We start from the raw sequence: 22,617 nt of genomic DNA on the forward strand, positions 1-22,617 counted from the left end.
AGCAGCGATCTTGGAAATTACCGTGAAAGCCGGACTCGCAGTCGGCGAGCACGCTCCTTAAACGCGGTCTCACCACCTTCGAGAATCTCGCATACCCGCTCCCGGATCAACCTGTCCTCAAGTCCTCCTGACAAGTAGGTGATAGGAGGCAACTGCCCGTTACCATGAGGGCCACATTCGGCGATGATGATTTGGTCGGCATCCGTGTTCACGACGAGGTTGGCATTGTGGGTCACCATAATGACTTGTCGAGTCGACTTGGCGGCCATGAACAATGGAACGAGATCGTTGTAGATCGATTTGGGGTCTAGATTTTCTTCTGGCTGATCAATGATCAGTGGCCGGCTGTCTTTCGCATCAAGCGAAAGGTAAAGCAGCAACAGCACAATTCCTCTGGTGCCAGGAGAGAGCTTTTGGATTTCGACGCCGTCGTAATTTATGGCATAACGTACAGAAATGTGGTCAGTACCATAGAGCCATTGGGCTAAGCGTTTCGTCCACCGCCGATACTCTGCCAGATCCGATGTGGCGACTGGTGCATGCTCAACGAGCTGTTCATGGTAGTTCTTAATAAACTCTCTCAGCGCAGCTAGCACGGTCTCGTCATCCCCGCAGAGCCAGGGAGTATTCAGCGACTCGAGCACTTTTTCGCGCAAGGTACCTCGGCCTCTGAAAGGGCCCTTTTTAGATAGGTTGAGCAAGGACTCACCCTCGGCTGACCATGCCTCAATGTCGACAGTTCGGGCTACCGAGAAAGAAAGCTTGTTCAGAGTCCCTTGGGCACTTTCCAGGCGCTGTTTGATGGGCGAGTAAAGCTCTTGGAGAACTTGCTCCTCAGCAATGAGGGCAGAGAAAACGCGCTTGTATGAATCGCACCGTTCACTCACCAAGACTTCGAGACGTTGGGAGGCCCCCACATGGTCGGTTACCGAGCTCTTGGGTACACGAACTCATCGTCAGTCGTCTGGTTGAGCGGGCTGGCTTGCGTGTCACCGTTGCACCAGGTGATATTCACTTCGGCATTTTGTAGGTAGTCTTGGGCTCTCACCAAGAACGAGTGCCCTGTAATTGCGTTGCCTCGTGCGTCACAGCCTGCCGCCAAGATGTCAGCAAGCGCGGTCTTTCCTGAGCCTCTTGCGCCTACCACGGCAATCAGGCCTGGGTTCAGAGCCAGGGATGGTGTCTTGAGCCATGGTGCATTGGTTATATCGATTTGGGAGATGACCTCGGAAGCATTTCCGTAAGGTGGTGGTTCCTCACCGATGAAAGCCCGGCCTGCCGGATCGATACAAGCCTGACGAAGCGTATCGAAGGTAGGGCTTCCCTTGAGCCAGCTGAATCTCTTCCCATCAGGCGCCCCAGTCTTGGCAGTTTGATGCGCATCGCTGCCATGCAAGCACGGCTTCAGGCCGTTGTACCGCTCAACCAAACTCTCCGCTGATAAAGCTTTTCTACCTAGCCAGAAATCCCTTTGGTTTGGGTTGGAGGCAAAAATGACATGCGCGAACCGCTCAATTTCGGTCTGCATATTCACATCCTTGTAGGCAGATGGGAGGCGCACTGTGCTCATAACGTCCGGTAAGCGGGTGCGAGCATGAGCTGTCATCGTGCCACTATTTTGGATTTGGCGAGTTCTGTCAATCTGAAGCCGATGTGCCAAGTCCCAGAGCTCAAGGGAGCGGATGTGTCCATTTGTGGCGTAGTGGGAGTAGCGACTGGAATACCACCCACGAGCTACTTGAGCCCGATGATGATCATGATTTTGTGCTGGTGAAACGTCATTACTGCGATATCGAGGTGGCTTTGTGGATACATATCCCTGAGCCTTGGGGGAGTTTCTCACCTATCTCAGCTTGCTGATCAGGTATGGCATCGTGCTACCTTCTTCCATATCGTGGCGCAGCGCCTAGTGGCAAGTCCACCACGATGGTTCTGCGCCTTCTCGTGCTGCGGTACTATCTGAAAGTACCTGAATCAAAAATCACCGTCGTAACGTTTACGCGTGACTCTCGCTTCGACTTTATCTCCAAGGTGGTCAAGGTGTTCACCAAGTGGGGAATTCCTATGGACGAAGAGAAGGGGAAATCTTTCGTACGGACATTCCACTCTCGTATCCTAGATTTTTTCAGGTGGTCGCCGCAGCTCCAGGGCGCTAAGGCTTTTGAATTCCTTAGCAAGGATCCAATCGGCGAGGACGAAGAACCAGAAAATGTTTTAGACCTCCGGCTCAACGTGCGGCAGCTGAATTTGATGGATCGGTGCTATCAAAATCTCTTCGAAACTGACAAGCGCTTCCGAGAGCTCATCTTGGCATTGTTCGAGCACGGTATCGGAGTAGGGGATCGCCTAAATCCTGATGATCCAGAGAACGCTAAACGCATTTCTGCCATCAAAGCTTGCTCGGATCGGGATGAGGATGTTTGCCAGGCGGTAGAGGCGCTATGGCGGAAGGCTGGTCATTGGCCTCTGCCAGGGATCAACGCGGAGCTTGAGCCGGTAACCCTCTTCGGGAAGACGTTCCATGCCCATGGCTATGCTAAAGACTTGAATGCCTACGTGGTGCTCGGGCTTGACGCAAATGAGCCAGATACAATCAAAATTAAAGATGGAAAAAAACAGGTCAAGCTTTCTCTGGCATTGCACATGCGGAGAATCTTCTTCCAGCTGTTCTTCTCGAAGCGAGTCCTCTACTTCACCAGTTATGCCGATGCGTTGCATTCTCTTGAGACATTGCGAGGTAAGGTCTCAGGTGTCCCGAAGTTTAGCTATCAGGTCGGAGGGGATATCAAGCCAGCCCCGATCATGGAGGCGTTTCACAGCTGTGCTTCTTTCTTAGAGAATCTCGGGTTGGCTGTTCCCGTCGCCACCAAGGGTATGGACTTCAAGAAAAACGCCATTGAGGCAAAGTTTTTTGAAGCGCTCGGTATTTTCTGGCCGGCATTTGAAGACTTCTTGTCCAATCAGAACCCGCCAGTTTTCACTTTTAACAAAATGTTTTCGATGTTTAACGAGCATGCGGAGGATAATTTCAAAAAAATCCCCAGTTCTGTGTTGGGCGCTCAGATGGTTACCCTCGTGGATGAATTCCAAGATTGTGGCGCGAATACCATTAGCTGGCTGCGCGGTGTCCTGGGAGAGCTTCGCAAGCGTGAGCTAAATTTCCATTCCCCCAGTGGCCTGATCTGTCCTTCTCTCATGGCGGTTGGGGATGATTGGCAGAGCATCTACGGATGGAGAGGAAGCTCACCCAAGTTCTTCCAGCACTTCAAGCAATACTTTCCATCTCCTAAAACTCTAGATCTTAAGTTACAGCAGAATTACAGATCTCAGCAGATGGTCATTGACGCTGCTGAAAGCATCGTGAAGCACACTCGAGGTATCCCTGGTAAGCATGGCGAAGCGGCGCATCCCGATGTGAAGGATTCAAATGACCCAGTCCAGCTATGGGACAGAGATGACGAGCAGCTTGTTAATCTGGTCGAGCAACATTACGAGCGCGGCCACGAGATTATGGTGCTGTCTCGATCCAGAAGGACGCTGAAAGAAGCGGGTCAGCTGATAAGCCATCTCAAGCAGCGAGCAAGTGATGACAAGCACCCCGACCAAATTCGCCTCATGACCTATCATGGCTCCAAGGGATTGGAGGCCGACGCCGTGTTCATGTTAGGCGACTGTGAGCAGTTGACCTCGTCCGATTGGCGCAATCAAGCGTATGCCTTAGCCAAGCTCGAGATGAATGGTGAGGCGAGGGCATATGACCTGGCACAAGGAGAAGAGGTGATGAGGCTTGCGTATGTGGCTATCACCAGGGCGAAGCTCCACTGCTACTGGTTCCTAGACGAGTCGAAGGGTGGTGCGAAGAGCTTCCCGAAAGCGTCAGAAAAGATTGACGAGCGCCAACCCTACTTTCGCGATTTCCGGAAGTAAGTAAACATCGTCCCAGCTACCGAATTCTTCGAGAGCAGGGGCGATCAGAATGCATTTACATGGTCTGGGATGTCTGCCAAGTGGAGCGCACAGCCAGGAATGGTGGCGACGGTGTAATACAGCCCGATACCTTGGCTGCTTAGCTCAGGAGGCCCGTAGGCCGCCCAGCTTTTGCCTGCAGCCTGGCACAGCTCACGAAGCTGCTACGTGGGCCATCGGAATAAACTCCCGAACACCATTACTTTCCGTGACGGACAGAGCTATATCTACCTGCCTACCGTTTATAACCGCAATATCACAGGTGCTCGAAACAGTCTCGCTGATCTCTGCAGTCTCACTCATCAACGTGAGCATCCCAGACACCACCGTCTGTCTGACTTGGTTGGCTGGCAGGGACTCGAGGGCTTTAGTAACCACAGCCTGCAGCTTGGCCTGTAATGCCTGAGCTTGCTCCATGGAGAAGCCACCCGGGAAGCACATCGCTCTACCCTCGGTCAGGACGCATAACGATTCGGTGCTGTGATGCTGGTGGAAGTAGACGAACCGTGTAACGGGCTGATCATTCACCACAGTCGGGTATGTGAACATCCATGATGTCTCGGCCAGATCTGCTGCCAGGCGAGGGCTGTTGGCATGCGCCTCTGAAAATGATTTGCGGGTGTTCAAGATCCATTTCAGTACGACATCAGAACTGTCGAAACCACGATCTCTAGCGAGGGATTTGACGGGATCCAGCATCGCCAGCGAGCCGGCGCCGGTGATGACGCCAGTCTCTGTCCTGACGAGCTTTTCTTCATTGTCACCGCAAGGGACTCTTGCGCCGTTCTCAGTGATTTGGGTTACACGTTTGTCAGCCGCGATGATGACCTCATCACCTAGATGAGCAACCAGAATACAGGTCATGAATTCCCTCTCTATGAGCATTGGATAGGCTAGCAAGGTCTTAGCCGGGCGTATGGAAACCTACCAGGTCAAGATGCGGATCAGTTTGTGCGCCTACTGCTTCGGGCGACTATTACTCAAACTTGATGGTACAGGCGATATGTGTGATCCAACAGGCAAGCGGAGCGCGCAGGCGTAGCCGTAGAGGCGAGGATGGAAACCCGAAGGGCCGAGCCGCCGCTAGGCGGCTTGGTGCATGACAGCCGTCCCTTCGGGCGCTTCCATCACCACAAATACGATTTACCATCCAGGTAAGCTACCATCCATTGCAAACTGGAGGCTTTATGACTCGTGACACCAAGGACACTGTTTACTGCAACGTTCAGATGCCTATAGCCAAGGGGCGAGAGCTCATTCTTTTAGTGGCTGAGCTACGAGCATCAGGCAGCCATCCTGGACTAGGCGCAGTCTTCGAAGAGATACAGTACGAGCTGGACTCGTCGATAGAATTCGTCGAGGAGCAAATCCGTTGCGAAGGCGGACTCGGCCGGCGGCCACACTGATACCTCTAAGTCGAAACCTTCCAACATCCGAGTCAGATGCAACTGGCAAGCGGAGCTCGCAGGCCGAAAGGCCGAGGCGCGAGGATGGAAGCCCACCGGGCCGAGCCGCGTTGAGCGGCTCGGTTCACCACAGCCGTCCCGGAGGACGCGCCCAGACAACTTTACAAACGCTCCTGTCATCGCGGCAGCGTTGTCATAATTAATTTTCATGTCCGCTAAAGTTTTTTGAATGACAAACCGTTTATGTTTGTATTTAGCCGAGACGGTAAATGCATATGCTTGAGTCACCTGATTTGACTAGCACTCTCTCTTTCAAGCGGGAATTTCTCTGCTGGCGGGGCCGGGAGTTCGATGATCGCTATGAATGCCGTGTTGCAGCTATCGAGGGAAGGGGCGCGAGTATTGAGTTTGAGTTCGAAGGAATCTATGTCGGCTCGGAAGTAGCGGCGGATATTGCCTTTTGCCTTTCCGAAGCTCTGGCCATGACGGAGCAAACGGAAGTAGAAAGCGCGACGGCAGCACTACGTTACGAGGGCCTGCTCAAAAGAAAGTATCGATTCTCGCATGGCGCATGGCAGTTCAGTGCTACCGGTGTTTTTCCCGTTGAGAATGCTAGCATTGAGCTTCTTAAAGGTACGCAAAGCGCAGGCACCTTTGTTGCGGTTCGAACCATAGAGGAGGGCGGCTTCGAACTAGAACTTGAAGAGATGGGCTACTCGTTTTCTACGCAGGATGCACTCTGGTTGCAAGAGAAGCTCCTCGAGGTAATCCAGCAGCCTCCAAAGCAGCACCCCCGAGTGCGCTTGCTGGAAGCAGGATACGGTGCGTGGAAACCTTAGTATCCACCTGCGTGGGCCCCGCGAGAGTTCAGTGGTGGAGGTGCCCGGTATCGTAGAGGCTCGCCTTTCGACTCTGCCGACCCTCCTTCGTTAGGTCAGCACGTGTCTCGCGACCCGGTGCGGCTTCAGCCACAGCTACAACATAGGTAGGACATCCAGCATCACTGTTTCTTGACCAAATCTTTGTACTGTTCTCGTGCGGCGAGGATCTGATCTCTCAGTTCTTCGGGGTCAATCCTCATGCCGCCTCGTGGTGTCACCTGCAGTGTCTTCAGGCTGTTGGCTGCTTTGATAAAATCTCGTTCCTCCGCCTGTATCCAGGCAGGGCGTTTGTCCTTCCAAAATGACCATGCCATTTTTTGCGTAACCTCACTCCACGATGGATGGAAGCTAGTATGTGGTAGCCGCAGGGAATGTCCAAGCTAGCTAGTGACCTCGATCTCTATGCAAGCGGAGCGCGCGGACGTGAGGATGGAAGCCCGGCAGGGTCAGGACAACGGCGAGCATCGCCGGGCCTGATTTACGACAGCCGTCCCGGCAGGGCACGCAAACGTTATGTTCACCTCACGGGACAGCACCAGCTTCTTTGGAATCGATTTGCAACCGGTAGCCGACTCTCGCCACAAATCCAAGTCATCGTCAAAGACATCCATAAGACATTTTGCGCATGCTCCGCCTCCGCCTCGTGTTCCCCAGCACGGGCAAGCCCGCAGATATTTTCTGGCGCCCACTCATCGTTAAACAAGAGCATGTCATGCGTAAGCTCTAAATCTTGCCCTAGAAAGCCGACCAGAAGCAGATCAAGACTGTCGTCATGGATGCTTGCTTTGTACGTGCTGTTCCCCTCGTCGGACAGCTCTCGCCACACAATCCACGTGACCATTGTGTGGTTTGCAGGGTCAGACAACGTGTGTTTTTGGAGGCTAGGCAAGGATGAATTCGTCATCTCATTTCCTCTGGATGTAGTCGGGATATAAAGATGACCAGGGGGGTCAAGGTGATAAGCAGCTCGGGGGAAGCGTTTCCGACGAAAAAGCGTAACCTCTAGGCATGCCCTTAAAAATTAGCCGCACTTACGTAAGGAGGTGCTGGGTAGAAAGATTCTGGATTATTTTATAAACGTGAGCGCACGATAGCTACGCTCACGTTAATTGACTTCAGTAAGAGTATTGAGCGTCTTGCATCATGTCGTAGATAGTGGAAAGTCGCTTTGTATCTTTGAAGCGCTCGGCAGTCAAAAGCTCTGTAAGCGCACCACGCATGAAGTGGTTTACAGTAATGTTGTCGTTAGACAATTCCTTATCCCCACCGTGGACAATCGCTGACCGCATCCCATAAACCTTCTTGGTTAGCTTCGCAACGTGCTTCCGTCCGTTAACATCTTTCGCTACGATAAATGCAAACAGGTCGGCAACGTTTTGACCAATGCTTTTCTGGAAGAGCGATGCGTCATTGTGGGAGAACAAAACTTCCAGTGCTATACAGGTATAGAGTATTGAGTTGCGCATGTCCTTGGTTGACGCCGACTCACCTAGGGCGAGGGCAGTATTCAAAATCCTTGCTTCCAGATCCTGAAGCTTAGCGCCTCTATGCTTGCGTTCGTATAGCCCCCAAAGCTTTCCTAGCTCTTCACGCGAAGTAAAGAACTGATTGTTTACCGGAATTTTCTCTATCGTTTTGTTCCGGATATCGCCCGTCGACATAAAACCTTTGGCGTCGCGAATTTGATAAGAGTTAGTGCTCACATACATTAGCTCATGAGACATATCTGGCTTTAGCGGAAGCCCGGTCTCAATCAATATGCTTTTGTCCTGTTTTCCCGCCAGAAAAACGATCAGCTTACCAAAGTTAAGGAATGCGTTTTCGGCCTTTTCATAAGCGATTTCTTTATCGTAAACCTCGCTGATAGTCGTGCTGATGTACATGCCTTTTTGGTTGGCCAAAGGCATTTCTAAATCTTGCAAATATCCAAAATTGAAGCACGCCAGCTCGAACTCACGTATGCCATCGTCTAGGCGAATGCCCGAAATGGGAACGGTGATCTTCATTGACGTCGGTTGTTGCTCCAGGAGTTCTGAAAAAAATACCTCAGCGGAAACGGGGATCTCTCCAGAACGTTTGATTTTTGGTAAGCGGTCTTCAATGAACTTGTAAATAGTCTTGCGACTGAATCTACTTGCTATTGTCGAATTTTCGATTGCTAAAAGCTCGATCACTATAAAATAGGTATTGCTATCCGTTGCAACAATCGATGTGCCGTCTAGCGATGTCCAAGACTTATACGATGTTTCCTTGATCAGGTCATCGGTGTTGATCAGCCTCAAGAGCTCCATCATGGCGCTCATTTTTTCTGTAAAACTCATCGCAACACTCCCTTGCTGATCATCCTTCAATTGCCGTTCGCTTGCCTACTAGGCTCCCGCCGTAACGTTATCATCTGGTCGTTACAGGTTGACGCGATGTAATTTCGAGATTTACAGAACGGCCGGTTAGGTCTCACCCAGCGGAGGGCGCTTCTGAGTGAAAATCATCTGTAAACGCAGAGGCTTGACCGCACTCTCCCCAACTTTTTGAGGGGACAGAAGTATTGCTGACGGCGACTAAGGCCCAGTCTCCAGCCTAAGGCCTAGAAAGCGGATGTCTCATAGTCGGTCGAGCATCCTCATCATGCTTACCACTGCTCGGCTCATACCAGCTTCGCCACCCCTCGTCATCCAAGTCGCCGCGAGTATTCGATCATGGGGGCACCGAGTACGCATTTTCCACATGGCCGCTCTATCTCCTGCTACACGGAAGAGACGACTTATTGATAGGCTACGGCAATTTTTTGCAGCGGGGTGCGGAATGGTGTGGACGGTAAAGCTGGTCGGCACGGTAGTCAAAAGCCTACCGGCGCTGATCAAGCTGGTGCCCGAGCGGCAAAGAAAAGACATCACAGCACGGCTGAACGACCACAATCCGTTCTCCTCGCTTGGAGCGCGTGATGACTTGCTTCGCGTTTTGAGGATCTCTTGGATCGAATCAGCCCTGGAGGTAGACCGTACGGTCTTGAGCGCCTGTAAAACGCCTGAGGCTGATGGGCAGGCGGCTCCTGTTAACACCTTCTCAGGCATCCTTCAGACAAGACTCAAAGAGCTGCGCGCTATCGCTTTTGATCGTCGAATCCCTCTCTTGGCCTCACCGATTGATCACCATTTTGAACGTGTAGTGCTCAACGCTCCCGCGACGCTAATAGGTAAAGAGGTCGAAAGCGATGACCCACTCACTCGAGCTTTCCGCAACATCGTTGCCGAAATCGTAAGCTGTGAGCCAAGTGACATTCCCGACTTGTACTCTCAGACGGCTGAGGCTGGAGTTGTCATCCCCGGGGGCACTGCTCGGATGACCTTTGGCGACCTCGTCTACTTGACGTTTGTTGAGACTATTCAGACCCCGAATAAATACCCGCAGGCCGAAAAGGCGTTTCAGATCGCAGTCAGCAGCCTCGGAATAGATCTAGGGCGGGAGTGCCTGAAGGCTTTAGAAGGGCTGGACGAACGCATCGACATCATTCTCGAGACGCTAGGGGATATGCCCAGTGCTGACGGACTTCAGTCTTGGGTCAGAGACATTGATGCCATCTTGACGCAGCGCTTGAAGATCGCTGTCGATTTACTACAGGAGCTTGGCTCCAAGGTTGACAACGGTTTCTCCGATGCCAACGAGAACTTTGCTCAGATCAAGGGGGGGCTTGCTCACCTCCTCAAGCTGGTCATGGCTCACCACAGCGACAGTGGCAGTCCCGCTTCGGATAAAGCAATCCTTGCATTGGTTAAGCGCCGTTATCCAGACATCGTGCGAGATCCGTCGCAAGCATACAAAAAGCTGGACTACGACCTCTCCTTAATAGAAAAAATGAATTCAACCGCAGACGCTGCTCAATGTCGGGATCAACTGGTCAATGAGACGATGGCTGGAGTTCGAGAGTCCATTGAAACTGGAGAGCTTGAACAGGGCGCATCGACGATTGAGCAAGCCCTTGCATCCCTTGACCAGCAAGAGGCTGATGCGCGTGAGTCGATCAAACGTCAGCGCACGGAACTGCTCGAAGCTTCGATTACGCAGTACACGTTGCTGCAAAACCCTCGGCGAGTGGCTGATGAGGTGCTGAAACTCATCTCGCTTGATCACCCGGAAGCCCCTTTCCTTAGCCTCGCCTTCATGAATCGATTGGAGGACTACTTCCGGAAGGGAGAAATGCTTGGATTAAACTTTCCGCTGGAAGTAGCGGTAGAACTGTCTTGTATCTGGGCTGATCAAGCGGTGGACAGTCAGAATGGGAGTGTGGTGTTACTCTGGCTAGGGAAGTCTTTGGTAGTGTTAGGCGAACGCGTGCCTCATGACGAACTTCTTCGACAAGCAGAGGTGGTGTATCAGAACGCCTTGGCTTCTAGCGACTCGATTTCAGCCACATATGCTCACGCTCTCATTGGTCTCGGCGGAGTGCGCCTGGCTTTGGGCATCAGAGATAGCCGACAGGATTTGCTACTCCAGGCCGTTGACTGTTTCACCCTCCCTTTGCAGTTTTTCAGCGATGCGGGGGACGTAGTCACGGTAGCTATCGTAAAAAGTAATCTTGGTGCGGCGCTGCGCCTTGCAGGGGAGCGTGAGAGCGGTGTGACCCGGCTTCACGAAGCGGTAGACTGTCTTCAGGAAGCGGTGTTTGAACCTGCTTTCACCCGAATGAAACACGAGTGGGCAAGAGCCCAGAATAATCTGGGGAATGCTTTACGTGTCCTTGGTGAGCGTGAACATAACCTCTCGCTCCTTCAGCAAAGTGTTCAGGCTTTCCGAGCAGCGTTGGCTGAGCGCACGCAGGACTCACCTTTGAACTGGGGCATCACGCAGAACGATCTCGCCAATGCTCTACTCGCTTTGGGTGAACATACCGAAAATCTCGAATTCTTCCATCAAGCGGCTGAGGCATATCATGCTGCGTTGTCTCACGTGCAGCGAGAGCACATTCCCCTCGAATGGGCTAACACGCAGCATAATCTCTCTCATGTGTATTTTCAGCTTGCCGTCCGTGATGGCAGCTCTGAATGGCTTGAGAAGGCGTTAGAGGCAGCCCTAGCCGCCTTGGAAGAGCGTACCAGGCAACGCGTACCATTAGATTGGGCTCGAACGCAGAACATTCTAGCCAACGTACTTCTGGAGCTCGGAAGTCGGGAAGAGGACTCAGTTCTGATTTTGCAGGCTGTGGACGCATACGAAGATTCTCTGGAGGAACGAACGCGAGAGCGCGTCCCCCTTGACTGGGGGATGACGAAACATAATTTGGGTAATGCTCTGTGTGCACTCGCGGACTTTGATGCAAGCCTCGGATCCCTACATTCCTCCATCGAGGCTTATCAGGGGGCTTTGCTGGAGCGCACCCTTGAGCGCGATGCGGTTGCTTGGGGAAGAACCACCGCCTGGCTTGGGCATGCATTTTTCACTTTGGGCCAGAGGGGCGGTGATGTGCGGCACATAGAGCTAGCACTTGAAAACTATCGCAAGGCCATGCCCTATCTGAGCACTACCTTGAAAGCTAAGGTTCAGAAAAAGCTCTCCATAGGAGAGACGATACTTGCTGAGCATCGATCTTGAGCTGAATGAGGTACATCCCCCGCGAGCCGCCGAAATTGGCGGCCGGGGTGCTGATGATTTACGTCGGCAACCCGAGGGCCTGCGCCTTTTGAAGGATTGTCATATCTGCCTCAACGTTAGCCAGTATTTTAGCGGCGTACATCACTGAACAAATCGAACTTGGGAACCCCTAACCCACAGTCAACGCGACCCCGCCATCCTCAGCGCACCCACCAGAACCTATACGTCGCGGCACTCAGCGCAGCCCTGCTGCGCAGGTACCTGGATCCAGCACTGTGGCACCATTTTGTTAGTATGGGTGCTGAGGCTTGCGTCATTCGCTAACGTTCGGAAAGCTGTTACCTGTGCGGAGAGTCTGTAAGAGGTAACCCTGATGCGTAGGTAAATCTGAATTGCAGGCAGTTGTCATAACCTTCGCGTATCCAAACCCCTTCAGATAGATAGTGTTGTACTACCCCCTTCCGACGAAAGACTCGCAGGTCTACTGGATTTGAAGCGTGTGGATTGTGGAATATCTGAAGTCCGTCATGAATCTCTTCACTAGGGATGCCGACCCGGCTCCTCCTTGCCTCTGACTTGCCGGATACATCAGTGCCCCAACTCGCCATGATGAATCCATCACGGCGGTCGTTTGACATCGCAACTGCTTTTCCCCACGTCGCGACACAAGAAAAAATGACTGCACTAACCTCCGCCCAATCATCATTCTCGAAAATACCTAAATCGAAGGTCGAGCCGTTGTCCTTTGTGATTTCATCAAGCCTAACGCTAGGTGGGCCGTCCGGGAATTGGGCTGGATCTTTGAAGTACGCTGTCTCATCTACGTAGTCGTTGTACAGCAAGGCCCGCATGGCACGATCGTATTGGTGCTGGAAATCTGGCTGCTCGAACGGAGCTACAGCTATCACAAATGGCTTGCCGGGCACATGGGACAAATTTTTATAGCTCTTGTTGTATTTTCTCACCTTTGAGCTCAGAGCATTTGAAAGGCGAATGATTGCTTCGCGATTAAGAGGCCAAAATTCCTTTCTAGCTACTGGGTCACTCATCAGGCGTTTCTTGTCCCATTCAGGCTCCTTACCTTCTGCAGCATTCGCGGTAACAGCCTCGACTATAATCTCTCCGTGTGGTGTCGAGAGCCAAAAGTCAGGGCGCGCCTGAGACCAATCCATGTCGAACGAATAAGATTTAAATACTCCGTATAAATACACCTCCCAAAATGACGAATTAAATGTCGTCTGGAACTCATTTATAAATTTGTTATCACGATCTGGAAAACCTTCAGACCAACCTGTCACGACTGCTCTTTCGGAGATTCGTCCCGGCACCAGAACGCGTCTAAAGTTTTCATGCTGCCGCTCTGCAGGGACAACTGGAGTAAATAGATCCATCTGACTCGTTCCTAAATATGATGCCAGCACGTGACGAAACTCATGGGTGAGGAGGTTGGCCGCGCCCTAGAGTTCTTGTGACCGGCATCTTGTTCGACTTAATGGCCTCTCTGTTCAGAGTGACCTGCATCTTCACCGTAGCCCTGCGACGAACCCTCAGCCGAAACATCCTGCATCAAGGTAGCGCGCCCCCCTTTATTATTTGAGGGAGCTCCTTCCGCCAGCAAGGATCATCCTTTGAATTTGATCTCAGGGAACTTGTAACCCTGACCCCGCTTCCTAGCTACATGGTAACGCTGGACATGGACAGCTACGGAGCACAGCTGCGCTGAGCTGAAACCTGCGAGCTTATTGGCCACCAGGCCACTTGAGATTTCCCCGCGTCCATCCGATACGTCTTCAACACCTACGACCAGCCGTGACTTCAACTCGATTGGACTCAGCGGTAAGCGATGTGCGCCCTGACTTTCTCGCTGAGACTCTGCAATGATTTGCCATTCAGACGGGTAAAGATCTGGTGTGTTTTCGTCCAGCAGGGACGCGAATAAGCCAAACACCGCAGATATGGTGTGCATGTAAGTATCGTCATCACCGCTCGCGATGCCGCACGGACTTTTACGATCCACCAGTGAAAACAGCAACTCTTTGGCTGACTCGTCAAAGTAGTTTTCGATCGGGTTTGATCTTTTCATGCCTTAATCTCTTAGTCTAAAAGGGGCCGTCAGTCGCGATCGCGTGGTCACCTCGATCGTTGAGTCTGTCGGCCCCTGACCGTAGTTAAATCCGCCGACTCCAGCCATGCGTGGCGTAGTCAAGGGTCACGATGGCTGCCGCTTCCGAGGCTATCTTATGGAAAGCATTGTCTTTAGTGATGTCGCCGTAATCGCTGATGCCGCGCACAACCAAGACGGGGACTTCCTGCTTATCGCAGGCGTCGAATACCCCGTATCCGGACTCGTTTGTATCCTACTGCGATGGCAAAGGCTTTCCCGAACAGGCCGCTGACCTTTCAAGATCTGACCGACTCGATTCTGTCGATGCGGCCGTCTCCGGTGATGGAAGACAAGTAATCGACCAAGACCGTGGTCGGTGAAAGGGTTTGATGGGGCTAGGGCGGGGCGACTTGCCTTCTCTCCCATCGAATTTGCCTGCCGATCATTTCCAGCATTTTGGTGTCTGGTAATGGACGCTGTGGTTGTCAGCCTGGCAACTGCTCAAACGGGGTAACTATGAACGCCGACAAAGAAATTTTCGTTTCCGTAGATATTGAGGCTTCAGGCCCAATTCCCGGGAAGTACAGCATGCTGTCAATCGGGGCGTGCTTGACCTCAAACCCGGAGGAGCAGTTTTCTTGCTACCTGAAACCGATCTCTGAAAAGTTCGTTCCTGCAGCTCTGGAGGTGACGGGCTTGTCCTTGGATAAGCTGCGTAAAGAGGGCTTGGAGCCAACTGAGGCAATGTCACAGTTCAAGGCTTGGGTTGAGTCTCTTGCCGGTGCAGACCAGTCGGTAGTGTTCGTGGGCTTCAATGCATCCTTCGATTGGAGCTTCGTGAATTACTACTTCCACCAGTACCTCGGTGAGAACCCATTTGGCATCGCAGCGTTGGACATCAAATCGATGTTCTTCGGTACCGCCCAGTGCACCTGGAAATCGACTCGGTCGAGCGAGATTGAGAAGGTCGTAAGCCCTAAAACGTCTGGCAATCACGATGCGTTGGACGATGCCGTGTATCAGGCAGAGCTGTTCAATTTGATTCGACAGAAGCTGGTTGCTAGCAAGCGCTCGTAAATTTTTGTGGGTGGATTGCCAAGCACTTTACTGTTACCAACTTGGCTTGAGGGCTTAGCCGGTGATCAGAATGGGCCATGGTGGTTGCTGAAGCTGGGATTGACACTGAAATCGTGTATCTCAGGAAAATCAATGGACAATCGAAAATAGCAGTGGGTGTGATTGATCCGTTAGACGGTGCGCGCTTGTGGGCCGCTTACCGTTGAATAGGAGGTATCACTCCAAAAGAGGGCTCCATGTACACAACCGACAGCACCAATATTGCGGTATACAACCACCTCATGAAGGTCGCTAAGGAGATTGCGCTGACCAATCCAAAAGGTCTTCCTGATTTGATCCGCGCAATCCTCAGGCCGCTTCAGTCCGAACATCTGCTAGCGGTAGCTGAACGTGGTCAAGACGCGCTGCCAAACCTTGATGGTGCTTGGTTCTTTGGATCAGCCGTGCGCGACAGATTATTCTCCACCTCTGGATCTCGCTGGCTTGGCCGACCACTTCCCCAAAACCAGTACGTCCTCAAGCTTTCCCGGGATATCGTGCTTCCATGGCCATGGAGTCTCCGAGGTTACGTTTCAGCTCTGGCGACTATTGGCTCCGCCAAAGCACCCGTCGCCATGAGCCAGACATCTACAAGGCCCTACAGCCGTAACTATCAAGGGCCGTGGGTTCAGGACGATAATCATAGTGTGCATCTTTGGTTACCTTGGGGTATCGGTTTTGTATATGGAGGGAATCACTCGATCGCTGCAGGGATTCTGGCTGGAGAGGGTGAGGTCATCCCTGAAAAGGTGTACGACATGAGTCACCTCTTGGACAGCCTTCACTGCGACGGGGCGTATTTCTACGAAACGGACAATGGAGAGAAGGTCGAGGCTGTTACCGACGTAAGGCGCGCTGCAGTTTTTGAGATTGGTAGGCTTATGGGTGCACAACACTCGTGAAGGCTGCATTGAAACCATCGAGAATCGCTGTGGGAGCTTGATCGTCTGCCGCTGTAGACATCGCGATGAGGTATTTAAAAGGTGCTCTATCTAGATTCTGCTTAGCATTCCAATGGGGTAGGATTGCTGAAATACGCAGTGCTAGAGCCAATGGCCCGGAAGCACCAATCCATGGAGGAAATTGATGTCCGACCAAACCCGTCACCTGTCGTTGTTTGAGGAGGACTATCTTCTCCGCGAGTTGGGCCCCGTCGCGCATGTGCCACAGGTGGCTCTTACTGAGCTAGTGGCTAACGCGTGGGATGCCGGCGCAAGCAAAGTTGACTTGTTTCTACCCTCTGAGCCTGGCGGAACGCTGACGGTGGTCGACGACGGTCACGGAATGTCGGCCCAGCAGTTCAGCAAGCGATGGATGACGCTTCGGTACAATCGCCTCAAGCATCAAAGTTTCAAGGTCGAATTTCCCAAGGGCAAGAGCGCCAGATTCAGGAAAGCCTATGGCCGCAATGGAGTTGGCCGGCATGGGCTTCTTTGCTTCGGTGATGAATACCAGGTGGAAACTTGGCGTGACGGCAAACTGAGTACGTTCACTGTAGGAACGGAGTCAGGGCCTAGTCCTTTCGTGGTGCGCTCCGAGGAGTTTGGCCAACGTGAAGGCTCCGGTACACGCTTGTCGGTGTCAGTCACCCGAAAGCTGCCGGACGCGAATGAAATCATTACAGTCCTTGCAGCAAGATTCATCCATGACCCGGGCTTTCAGATTCGAGTTAATGGCACACCTCTGACCTTGGCAAAGCTTGAGCAGCATGCTCGTACGCATAACCTCGAACTGAGTGATGGCCGGACAGCAAAAGTCATTGTCATCGACTCCACACAGCAGAACCACTCGTCCATCCACCAAGGCGTGGCCTTTTGGGTTGAGCACCGACTCGTAGGCAACCCCTCGTGGGTCATCGGCCAGGTCGCAAACTTTGATGGCCGCACACGATTCGCTAAGCGCTATAAGGTCATCGTCGACACCCAGGGGTTTGAAGACCAAGTGATCCAGGATTGGACAGGATTTCAATCGACGCCTGTCGTTGAGGAGCTGTTCAAGGCCGCTGCGGATTGCATCGGCAAGGTAGCAGACGAATTGGCGACCGAGGTGGTTGAAGCCACTTCAGAAGACGCCTTGGTACAGAACCGGTCAGAGCTCAAATCATTAGGGCACGGCGCTCAACTTGAGGTCACAGCCTTCACAAAGGCTGTGGCACAAGCGCACCCGATGGTCTCTCCGGAGTTTCTCGCCACGGCCGTAAAAGCAGTGATCAACCTGGAGAAATCCAAGAGCGGGGCATCCTTGCTTCAAAAATTGGCCAATCTGCCTGCGACGGATATTGAGGGCTTGGATTCCCTTTTGGCAGACTGGTCGGTCAAGGACGCCTTGCGTGTGCTCGATGAGATTGATGGCCGGTTCAGCGTCATCGAAGCCATCACCAGGTTGGCCGAAGATCCAGAGACAGACGAGCTCCATACACTGCATCCGTTGATCCTACGATCGCGCTGGTTGTTCGGGCCAGAGTTCGAGTCCATGGAGTATTGCTCGAACATGACATTGAAAAGCGTGGCGAAGCAGCTCTGGGGGGAGGGCGACGCCTCGTTCATTAACGAACGCAAACGGCCTGACATCGTAGTGCTGCCAGACCGATCTACTGCCCAACTGGTGGGTATTGAACAGTTTGATCCCCAGGACGCCTCAGTCGCCCAAATGCAGAACATCCTACTTATCGAGCTCAAGAAAGGGGGCTTCAAACTGAATCGAAAAGAGGTTAACCAGGCCGATGGGTATGTGCAGGACATTGCCGCATCCGGATACGTCAACGGTTCTCCGTTCATCACGGCTTGGGTCGTTGGCCAGTCGATCGCCGCCGGAGTGAGTACGTCCAAAACAGTGGGTGATGAATCTCGTAACTATGGCCAAGTGAGAGCCACCACTTATGGCGCTTTGGTGAGCACCGCCAACCTTCGCCTGATGCGTTTACGGAAAACTCTGGAGGATAGGTACGACAATCTCACCACGGACGCGCTCCTGTCTAAGGTGTTGTCGACGCAGGAGCAGGTCAACCTCGACTTGGTCGCATGCAGTTCTGACGACGCAAAGGATGGGGCAATCAAGGAAGCTGTTTGATTTCAAGCCGAGACCATTTATGGCAGTGGGTCTCGGCGCAGCCAGAAAAGTTGAGACGCTGTGAAGCCAAGGAATGTCGGTTCATTCAGAAAGGAGTTTCCATGCTACAAGCTGCAACCGGGAAGCTGCTCTTGAAGTACGAGCTGGGCACAGATCATGTTCTTGTTCTGCACGGCAACATGTACAGTGCTTAGGGAGGGAGTTCGTGCGCACCTTAGAATACGCTCAGCCTACCGAACAGATGAAGCTGACAGATGTAATGGATCTGGACAGCGCAACGCCCATCGAAATCAGCAGTTTCCTAAGCCGTGAATTGTCCTTGGTCATACAGGATAGGGCGGAGCTAGCTTCTCGGTTCATTCTGGATCGAGACAAGCCTTGGTTGGTTTGCCAACTGTGCGGGGCCGCTCTGTTGCTGGTTCGTACACAACATCGTTTTTTTCACTTCCGCCATCACCCAGTCATTGAAGGGCTCATTCAATGCGACATTTCAACAAAGGGTGAGCTCAGCTCCGCTCAGATTACAGCGATCAAGTACAACGCGCAGAAGGAAAGCCAGGCCCACATCCGACTCAAAGGGATCATTCGCGACAGTCTGATTGCTGATCGATCGTGCGGCGAGCCCCTGGTGGAGAAGGTCTGGAAAGGCCAACCAGTCGCCGACCGTGCCACTTGGCGCAAGCCGGATGTCCAGGTCGTAAGGGGGAATGAGCGCATCGCGTTCGAAGTCCAGCTGTCGACCACTTTTTTAACTGAGATCGTCGGACGCCGGGAGTTTTACAGAGCTAATGGCGGGGCAATGATCTGGGTATTCCAGAGTTTTGATCCCAGCTCAACCAAGACAGCTGAAGAAGACATTTTCTTCCTGAACAACCTAAACGTTTTCATCGTGAACGATCAGACGCTGGCGCGTTCCAGAGCCACTGGGCGAATGGCGTTTGAATGCTGGTACGCGGTGCCGGAATTGACCGGTCGTACAATCGTAAACGAATGGAGGAGGGCTGAAGTATTTCTGGATGACCTGACGTTCAGTCCGGAAAAGCAACTCGTGTTCTATAACGATTACCTGTCACAGAGAGAGGTATTGGAAAGCTCCGTAAATGCTGATGTGCTGCGCCGTGACTTCCATTCTTTCTGGATGGAGTTGGGCAGGGAGGACACACCACAATCCCGGGAACGCTGGGTCGATCTGCGCGAGCGGATGGCAGTTACGTACCCAGATATAAAGCTTCCGAACTCTCATTGGACAGATCCATTCCAAGGGGCCGTCTCCATAGTGCTGAGCGCCCGCTATGGTCGACCGATAGGGTATCGATTCGAGCGATTACTCAATGTCAGCAACCAAGCCTTCGACTCCTACAAGCCCTTTCTGCTGCAATCGGTATCAGGGGCAACCAGAACGGCTTTAGCCCCAATGTCGCGATGCACCGCGATCCTGAGCCAGGGTCTGGCCGCCTTCAGGGCTTGAGCAGCTTTGATGCAGTCAGTGTGTGCCACTATCCAGATATTATGAGGACGCTTATCCAGAATCTTTGTTATGTATCCAATATCGGCTAGGTCTCGGGTCAAGATCAGGATTTCTCCGGTGGCGCTGCTAAGTTGACTCAATCGAGTGCCCCAAGTGGATGCGCCAATTGACATTTTCGCGTCCGAGCACGCGAAGTCGAAACCGCCGTTGTCATTGCTGAAAGCCATCACGTTTCCTCACAGCTGTTTAGTGCCCGATCGTTACACGAAAGACGCGTGTGGTCGACATAGCTGCTGGTGTTTCTTGGAACGAAATCAATCGCGCTCCCTCATACCCAGGCGCTTGATAGAATGCATACGCTCTTGATCATGAGAGTGGTAATAGGTGTCTTGGGTGGTGCTGAGGTTGCTATGACGAAGATCTAACTGCAGGTCTTTCGCCTTGCGAAAAGGCGCGTCAAATGTTGCCGATGTATGTCTGAGCCAGTGGGCTGATGCTGACCGTAGACTGTTCATTTCGTACGCCTCGCGTCCCTCAGCCTTCATCTTAGCTAGAGCGTTGTCGAAAACGGACTGGAGGAGGGTGCGCACTTGTCGTCCAGACAAGCCCGCTCGGCCTTCCAGCGTCGTGAGTAGAGGAGTTCGTTCTTTTTCCGCCGGTAAGTTCGGCAAGCCGAGAAAAGTGCGATAGCGTCTGAGGTACCGATCAACATACTCGTCCCGCACCGCAATTTTTCCTGGTTTGTTGCCTTTTCCGATCACGTGATACCACCAGTTGCCTTCAGGGTCTTGGCGGAAATCTCCCATGCAAGGCTCCCAGTTCGACCGGCCAACCAGATCGGAGATCCGAAGATACATGGCGAAAAGTGTAGCCAGGATGAAGAGGGTACGTTCATGTCGAAGCGGCTCAGCCGAAGCCATTGACTCCGCAGTCTCCAGTACGTAGTCCCATTGCAATGGCGTTAAGGCCCGATTTTGAGCTTCGGCAGTAAGATTCCCGGTGAAATCCCGCTTATTTTTTACAAGTCTGAACGGGTTTAGGCTCACCAAGTTATCTTCGGCGAGAAACTCATAAAAACTGCTACATACCGAGAAGATTTGATTCATCGTTCCTTTGGAAGCCGCATACACCTGTACAGCATCAGCCTGGGCGTTTAAGGCACTAAGCTTTTGGCTGAAGGGTTTCCATTTTGGATTTGGGACTACGGGATAAACCACAGCGGTTTCAGCATCTTTATTAGCGATGAAGCGACCCCGTGTAACTGACCCAATCCAATTTGTCGGTGGATTCCTACAAAACTGCAAGTAGGCTTCAGCGTCTTGACGCTTTAAGGTGAAGATTGATTTATGCCTAACAATAAGGGCCCAAAGAAGTAATCGTTCAACGTGGGTTCTATAAGAGTTGAAAGTCTGCTCGCTACCTTCGTATGCGCGCAAGAACGAACGCACGGCTCTGTAGCCTGCAGATGCACACAGTGCAACGGGGAAACTTTCGATATAGTCACTCACAAAATTGATAGATGAACTTTCACTCGAAAAATCCTGATCTAAAAAAGCTTCAAACGTTTCAAATAGTGGATTTGGGTCAAAAGCCATTTTCAATCACCGACGCCAGGAATTGAGACTTCCAGTTCTGATAGTTACTGGAAGTTTGAGCCCTGCTCAAGGATAAAGTGATAGGGAGGCCAACGATGGTATAGCTGGAAAGCAGCTGTGGCAACACCCAAGCAAGCACGAATTATAATGCGAAAAACATTGACTTATACTGCGCAGAGTTATAAGCAGCGCCAATAAAAATAAATAAGATAATATTGCCAGTCATTAGCCAAATATTGCCAAATTTTAATTTAATGGTAATTGGTAGAGTGCCAACCCTTTCTAATACTGCATTAATATCTTGATATTGACGGTGCGATCAGCCTTTGTGACGCAGTCTCGTTTTAATTGAAAAGTATACTTGGTGTGACAAAGTCTCTGAATTTTTATAAACGCACGACCTCCCCGAAATCCGGGGGGATGGGCACACCAGCGATTTCCGACATCTCACATTTTTTGCAGATCCAGACAATTTCTTGAAATTATTTAGACGATTTTCGTGATTTTTTCGTAGGAGAACCGTGAATGATCAGCACCTAGTCTCTCCAATCGCGCAAAATCCGAGATGCTTACCAAGTCGCACAAATGCTGCAAATGCCTCTGCAGCCCCGCTGTGAGTGCTCTTGACAAGAATGCAGGCCAGGAAGCGGAACCGGGAAGTCTCAAAGTTTCGTTAGCTCTCCCGACGACGCCACCTGAACAAAAAGCCAATAAAATCATATATATAGGCGAACGAGCTTAAAATTCCAGGCTCATCATTTCGTCAAAAATAGGCCCATGCCCGAATAGGATCAGCTTCCAAGACCCAGTGTTTACGGGGGTGAAGAGCTCTTCGGATGGGAAAGTCTCATCAAAGCGCGACCGTCACATTTGTCGAATCAGTACCTTATGAACCTCATGAACATTTCTAACATAGCCTCTGGTTTAACATAATATACATTATGCGTAACAAGACATTACGCCGCTGGGCGTGGTGTCAGAGAATCGAGCGTGGCGATTCTCCGTTTCCTGCTCCAGGTTCCAAAGCACCCAGTCTGATCCCGATACCAACGCTCACCCTCGACGTTAACCACTCATCATCAGTTACCGCTCGCCACCCACGGCTGATAGCTTGCCGTTCACCCAAGCCCGACGATTCAACAATCGCGATCACCGCTTAACCCCAACGCAGCGCCCAACCCACTGCAGCGTTCAGCGGATCAATCACACAGACATCCAGCAACCCAATCGCCGTCAGGCTTTACACCGAGCGCACGTCAGCATCTGGCCGGCACCAGCAACAAGCGCCGCCGATCAAGCACCACAGGCGCAGCGCCCAAGACGTCGCAAAACCTATGGCAACGCCGTCCGTAAGCGTTCGGTTAAGTCGCCTTGACGTAAGGGATGGGAGGTAGCGGCGCTGACGCAAGCGTAAGCAGTGGCCATA

Annotated in this window: 14 protein-coding genes and 1 pseudogene; 8 read left to right on the forward strand and 7 right to left on the reverse strand. The window is 52.1% G+C overall.

What is annotated here, in order from left to right; all coding sequences use genetic code 11:
* Positions 1 to 17: 17 nt before the first annotated feature.
* Positions 18 to 1,426, reverse strand: a pseudogene (locus BBI10_RS28390) (AAA family ATPase); the annotation flags it as partial.
* Between the two features lie 500 nt (positions 1,427 to 1,926).
* Here BBI10_RS28390 and BBI10_RS22000 point away from each other — a divergent pair.
* The gene (locus BBI10_RS22000) at positions 1,927 to 3,927 is read left to right on the forward strand and encodes a 3'-5' exonuclease (protein ID WP_065991715.1); all 2,001 of its coding nucleotides are present in this window, start codon (positions 1,927 to 1,929) and stop codon (positions 3,925 to 3,927) included.
* Positions 3,928 to 4,119: 192 nt separating this feature from the next.
* Here the strand turns inward: BBI10_RS22000 and BBI10_RS22005 are convergent, their stop codons facing one another.
* Positions 4,120 to 4,830, reverse strand: coding sequence for a hypothetical protein (locus BBI10_RS22005; RefSeq protein WP_065991757.1), 711 nt, complete (start codon positions 4,828 to 4,830; stop codon positions 4,120 to 4,122).
* Between the two features lie 323 nt (positions 4,831 to 5,153).
* Here BBI10_RS22005 and BBI10_RS28120 point away from each other — a divergent pair, with 323 nt between their 5' ends.
* Together BBI10_RS28120 and BBI10_RS22015 are read left to right on the forward strand one after the other, a co-directional pair.
* The gene (locus BBI10_RS28120; RefSeq protein ID WP_065991716.1) at positions 5,154 to 5,372 is read left to right on the forward strand and encodes a hypothetical protein; all 219 of its coding nucleotides are present in this window, start codon (positions 5,154 to 5,156) and stop codon (positions 5,370 to 5,372) included.
* 269 nt (positions 5,373 to 5,641) lie between these two features.
* A complete protein-coding gene (locus tag BBI10_RS22015; protein WP_244160415.1) occupies positions 5,642 to 6,211 on the forward strand; it encodes a hypothetical protein in 570 nt (189 codons plus the stop codon).
* Between the two features lie 161 nt (positions 6,212 to 6,372).
* Here BBI10_RS22015 and BBI10_RS22020 read toward each other — a convergent pair whose 3' ends face one another.
* Positions 6,373 to 6,567 (reverse strand): hypothetical protein, encoded by a 195-nt coding sequence (locus BBI10_RS22020; protein ID WP_065991718.1) that lies wholly within the window; start codon positions 6,565 to 6,567, stop codon positions 6,373 to 6,375.
* 801 nt (positions 6,568 to 7,368) lie between these two features.
* Entirely contained in the window at positions 7,369 to 8,574 is a 1,206-nt protein-coding gene (locus tag BBI10_RS22030; RefSeq protein WP_065991720.1) for a HEPN domain-containing protein, read from the reverse strand.
* 481 nt (positions 8,575 to 9,055) lie between these two features.
* On the opposite strand from BBI10_RS22030, the gene BBI10_RS22035 reads away from it, so the two are divergent.
* Entirely contained in the window at positions 9,056 to 11,839 is a 2,784-nt protein-coding gene (locus BBI10_RS22035; protein WP_065991721.1) for a tetratricopeptide repeat protein, read from the forward strand.
* A gap of 338 nt (positions 11,840 to 12,177) precedes the next feature.
* Here the strand turns inward: BBI10_RS22035 and BBI10_RS22040 are convergent, their stop codons facing one another.
* Positions 12,178 to 13,230 carry a hypothetical protein gene (locus BBI10_RS22040; RefSeq protein WP_065991722.1) on the reverse strand — a complete coding sequence of 351 codons (1,053 nt, stop codon included), beginning with the start codon at positions 13,228 to 13,230 and terminating at the stop codon, positions 12,178 to 12,180.
* Positions 13,231 to 13,460: 230 nt separating this feature from the next.
* Positions 13,461 to 13,922 carry a hypothetical protein gene (locus tag BBI10_RS22045; RefSeq protein WP_065991723.1) on the reverse strand — a complete coding sequence of 154 codons (462 nt, stop codon included), beginning with the start codon at positions 13,920 to 13,922 and terminating at the stop codon, positions 13,461 to 13,463.
* A 537-nt stretch (positions 13,923 to 14,459) separates the two neighbouring features.
* Here BBI10_RS22045 and BBI10_RS22050 point away from each other — a divergent pair.
* The 4 genes from BBI10_RS22050 (at position 14,460) to BBI10_RS22065 (ending at position 19,596) form a co-directional block, all read left to right on the forward strand.
* Complete coding sequence (locus BBI10_RS22050; protein ID WP_065991724.1) at positions 14,460 to 15,020, forward strand: 3'-5' exonuclease; 561 nt, start codon at positions 14,460 to 14,462, stop codon at positions 15,018 to 15,020.
* Between the two features lie 236 nt (positions 15,021 to 15,256).
* Positions 15,257 to 15,961, forward strand: coding sequence for a DUF6710 family protein (locus BBI10_RS22055; protein WP_065991725.1), 705 nt, complete (start codon positions 15,257 to 15,259; stop codon positions 15,959 to 15,961).
* Between the two features lie 184 nt (positions 15,962 to 16,145).
* Positions 16,146 to 18,128 carry an ATP-binding protein gene (locus BBI10_RS26850; RefSeq protein ID WP_083233224.1) on the forward strand — a complete coding sequence of 661 codons (1,983 nt, stop codon included), beginning with the start codon at positions 16,146 to 16,148 and terminating at the stop codon, positions 18,126 to 18,128.
* Positions 18,129 to 18,333: 205 nt separating this feature from the next.
* Positions 18,334 to 19,596, forward strand: coding sequence for a DUF6035 family protein (locus tag BBI10_RS22065; protein ID WP_065991726.1), 1,263 nt, complete (start codon positions 18,334 to 18,336; stop codon positions 19,594 to 19,596).
* Between the two features lie 314 nt (positions 19,597 to 19,910).
* On the opposite strand, the gene BBI10_RS22070 is transcribed toward BBI10_RS22065, so the two are convergent.
* Positions 19,911 to 21,191 carry a tyrosine-type recombinase/integrase gene (locus tag BBI10_RS22070; protein WP_078833759.1) on the reverse strand — a complete coding sequence of 427 codons (1,281 nt, stop codon included), beginning with the start codon at positions 21,189 to 21,191 and terminating at the stop codon, positions 19,911 to 19,913.
* Between the last annotated feature and the right edge of the window lie 1,426 nt (positions 21,192 to 22,617).

This window comes from Pseudomonas graminis, assembly GCF_001705435.1.
Classification (GTDB): domain Bacteria; phylum Pseudomonadota; class Gammaproteobacteria; order Pseudomonadales; family Pseudomonadaceae; genus Aquipseudomonas; species Aquipseudomonas graminis_B.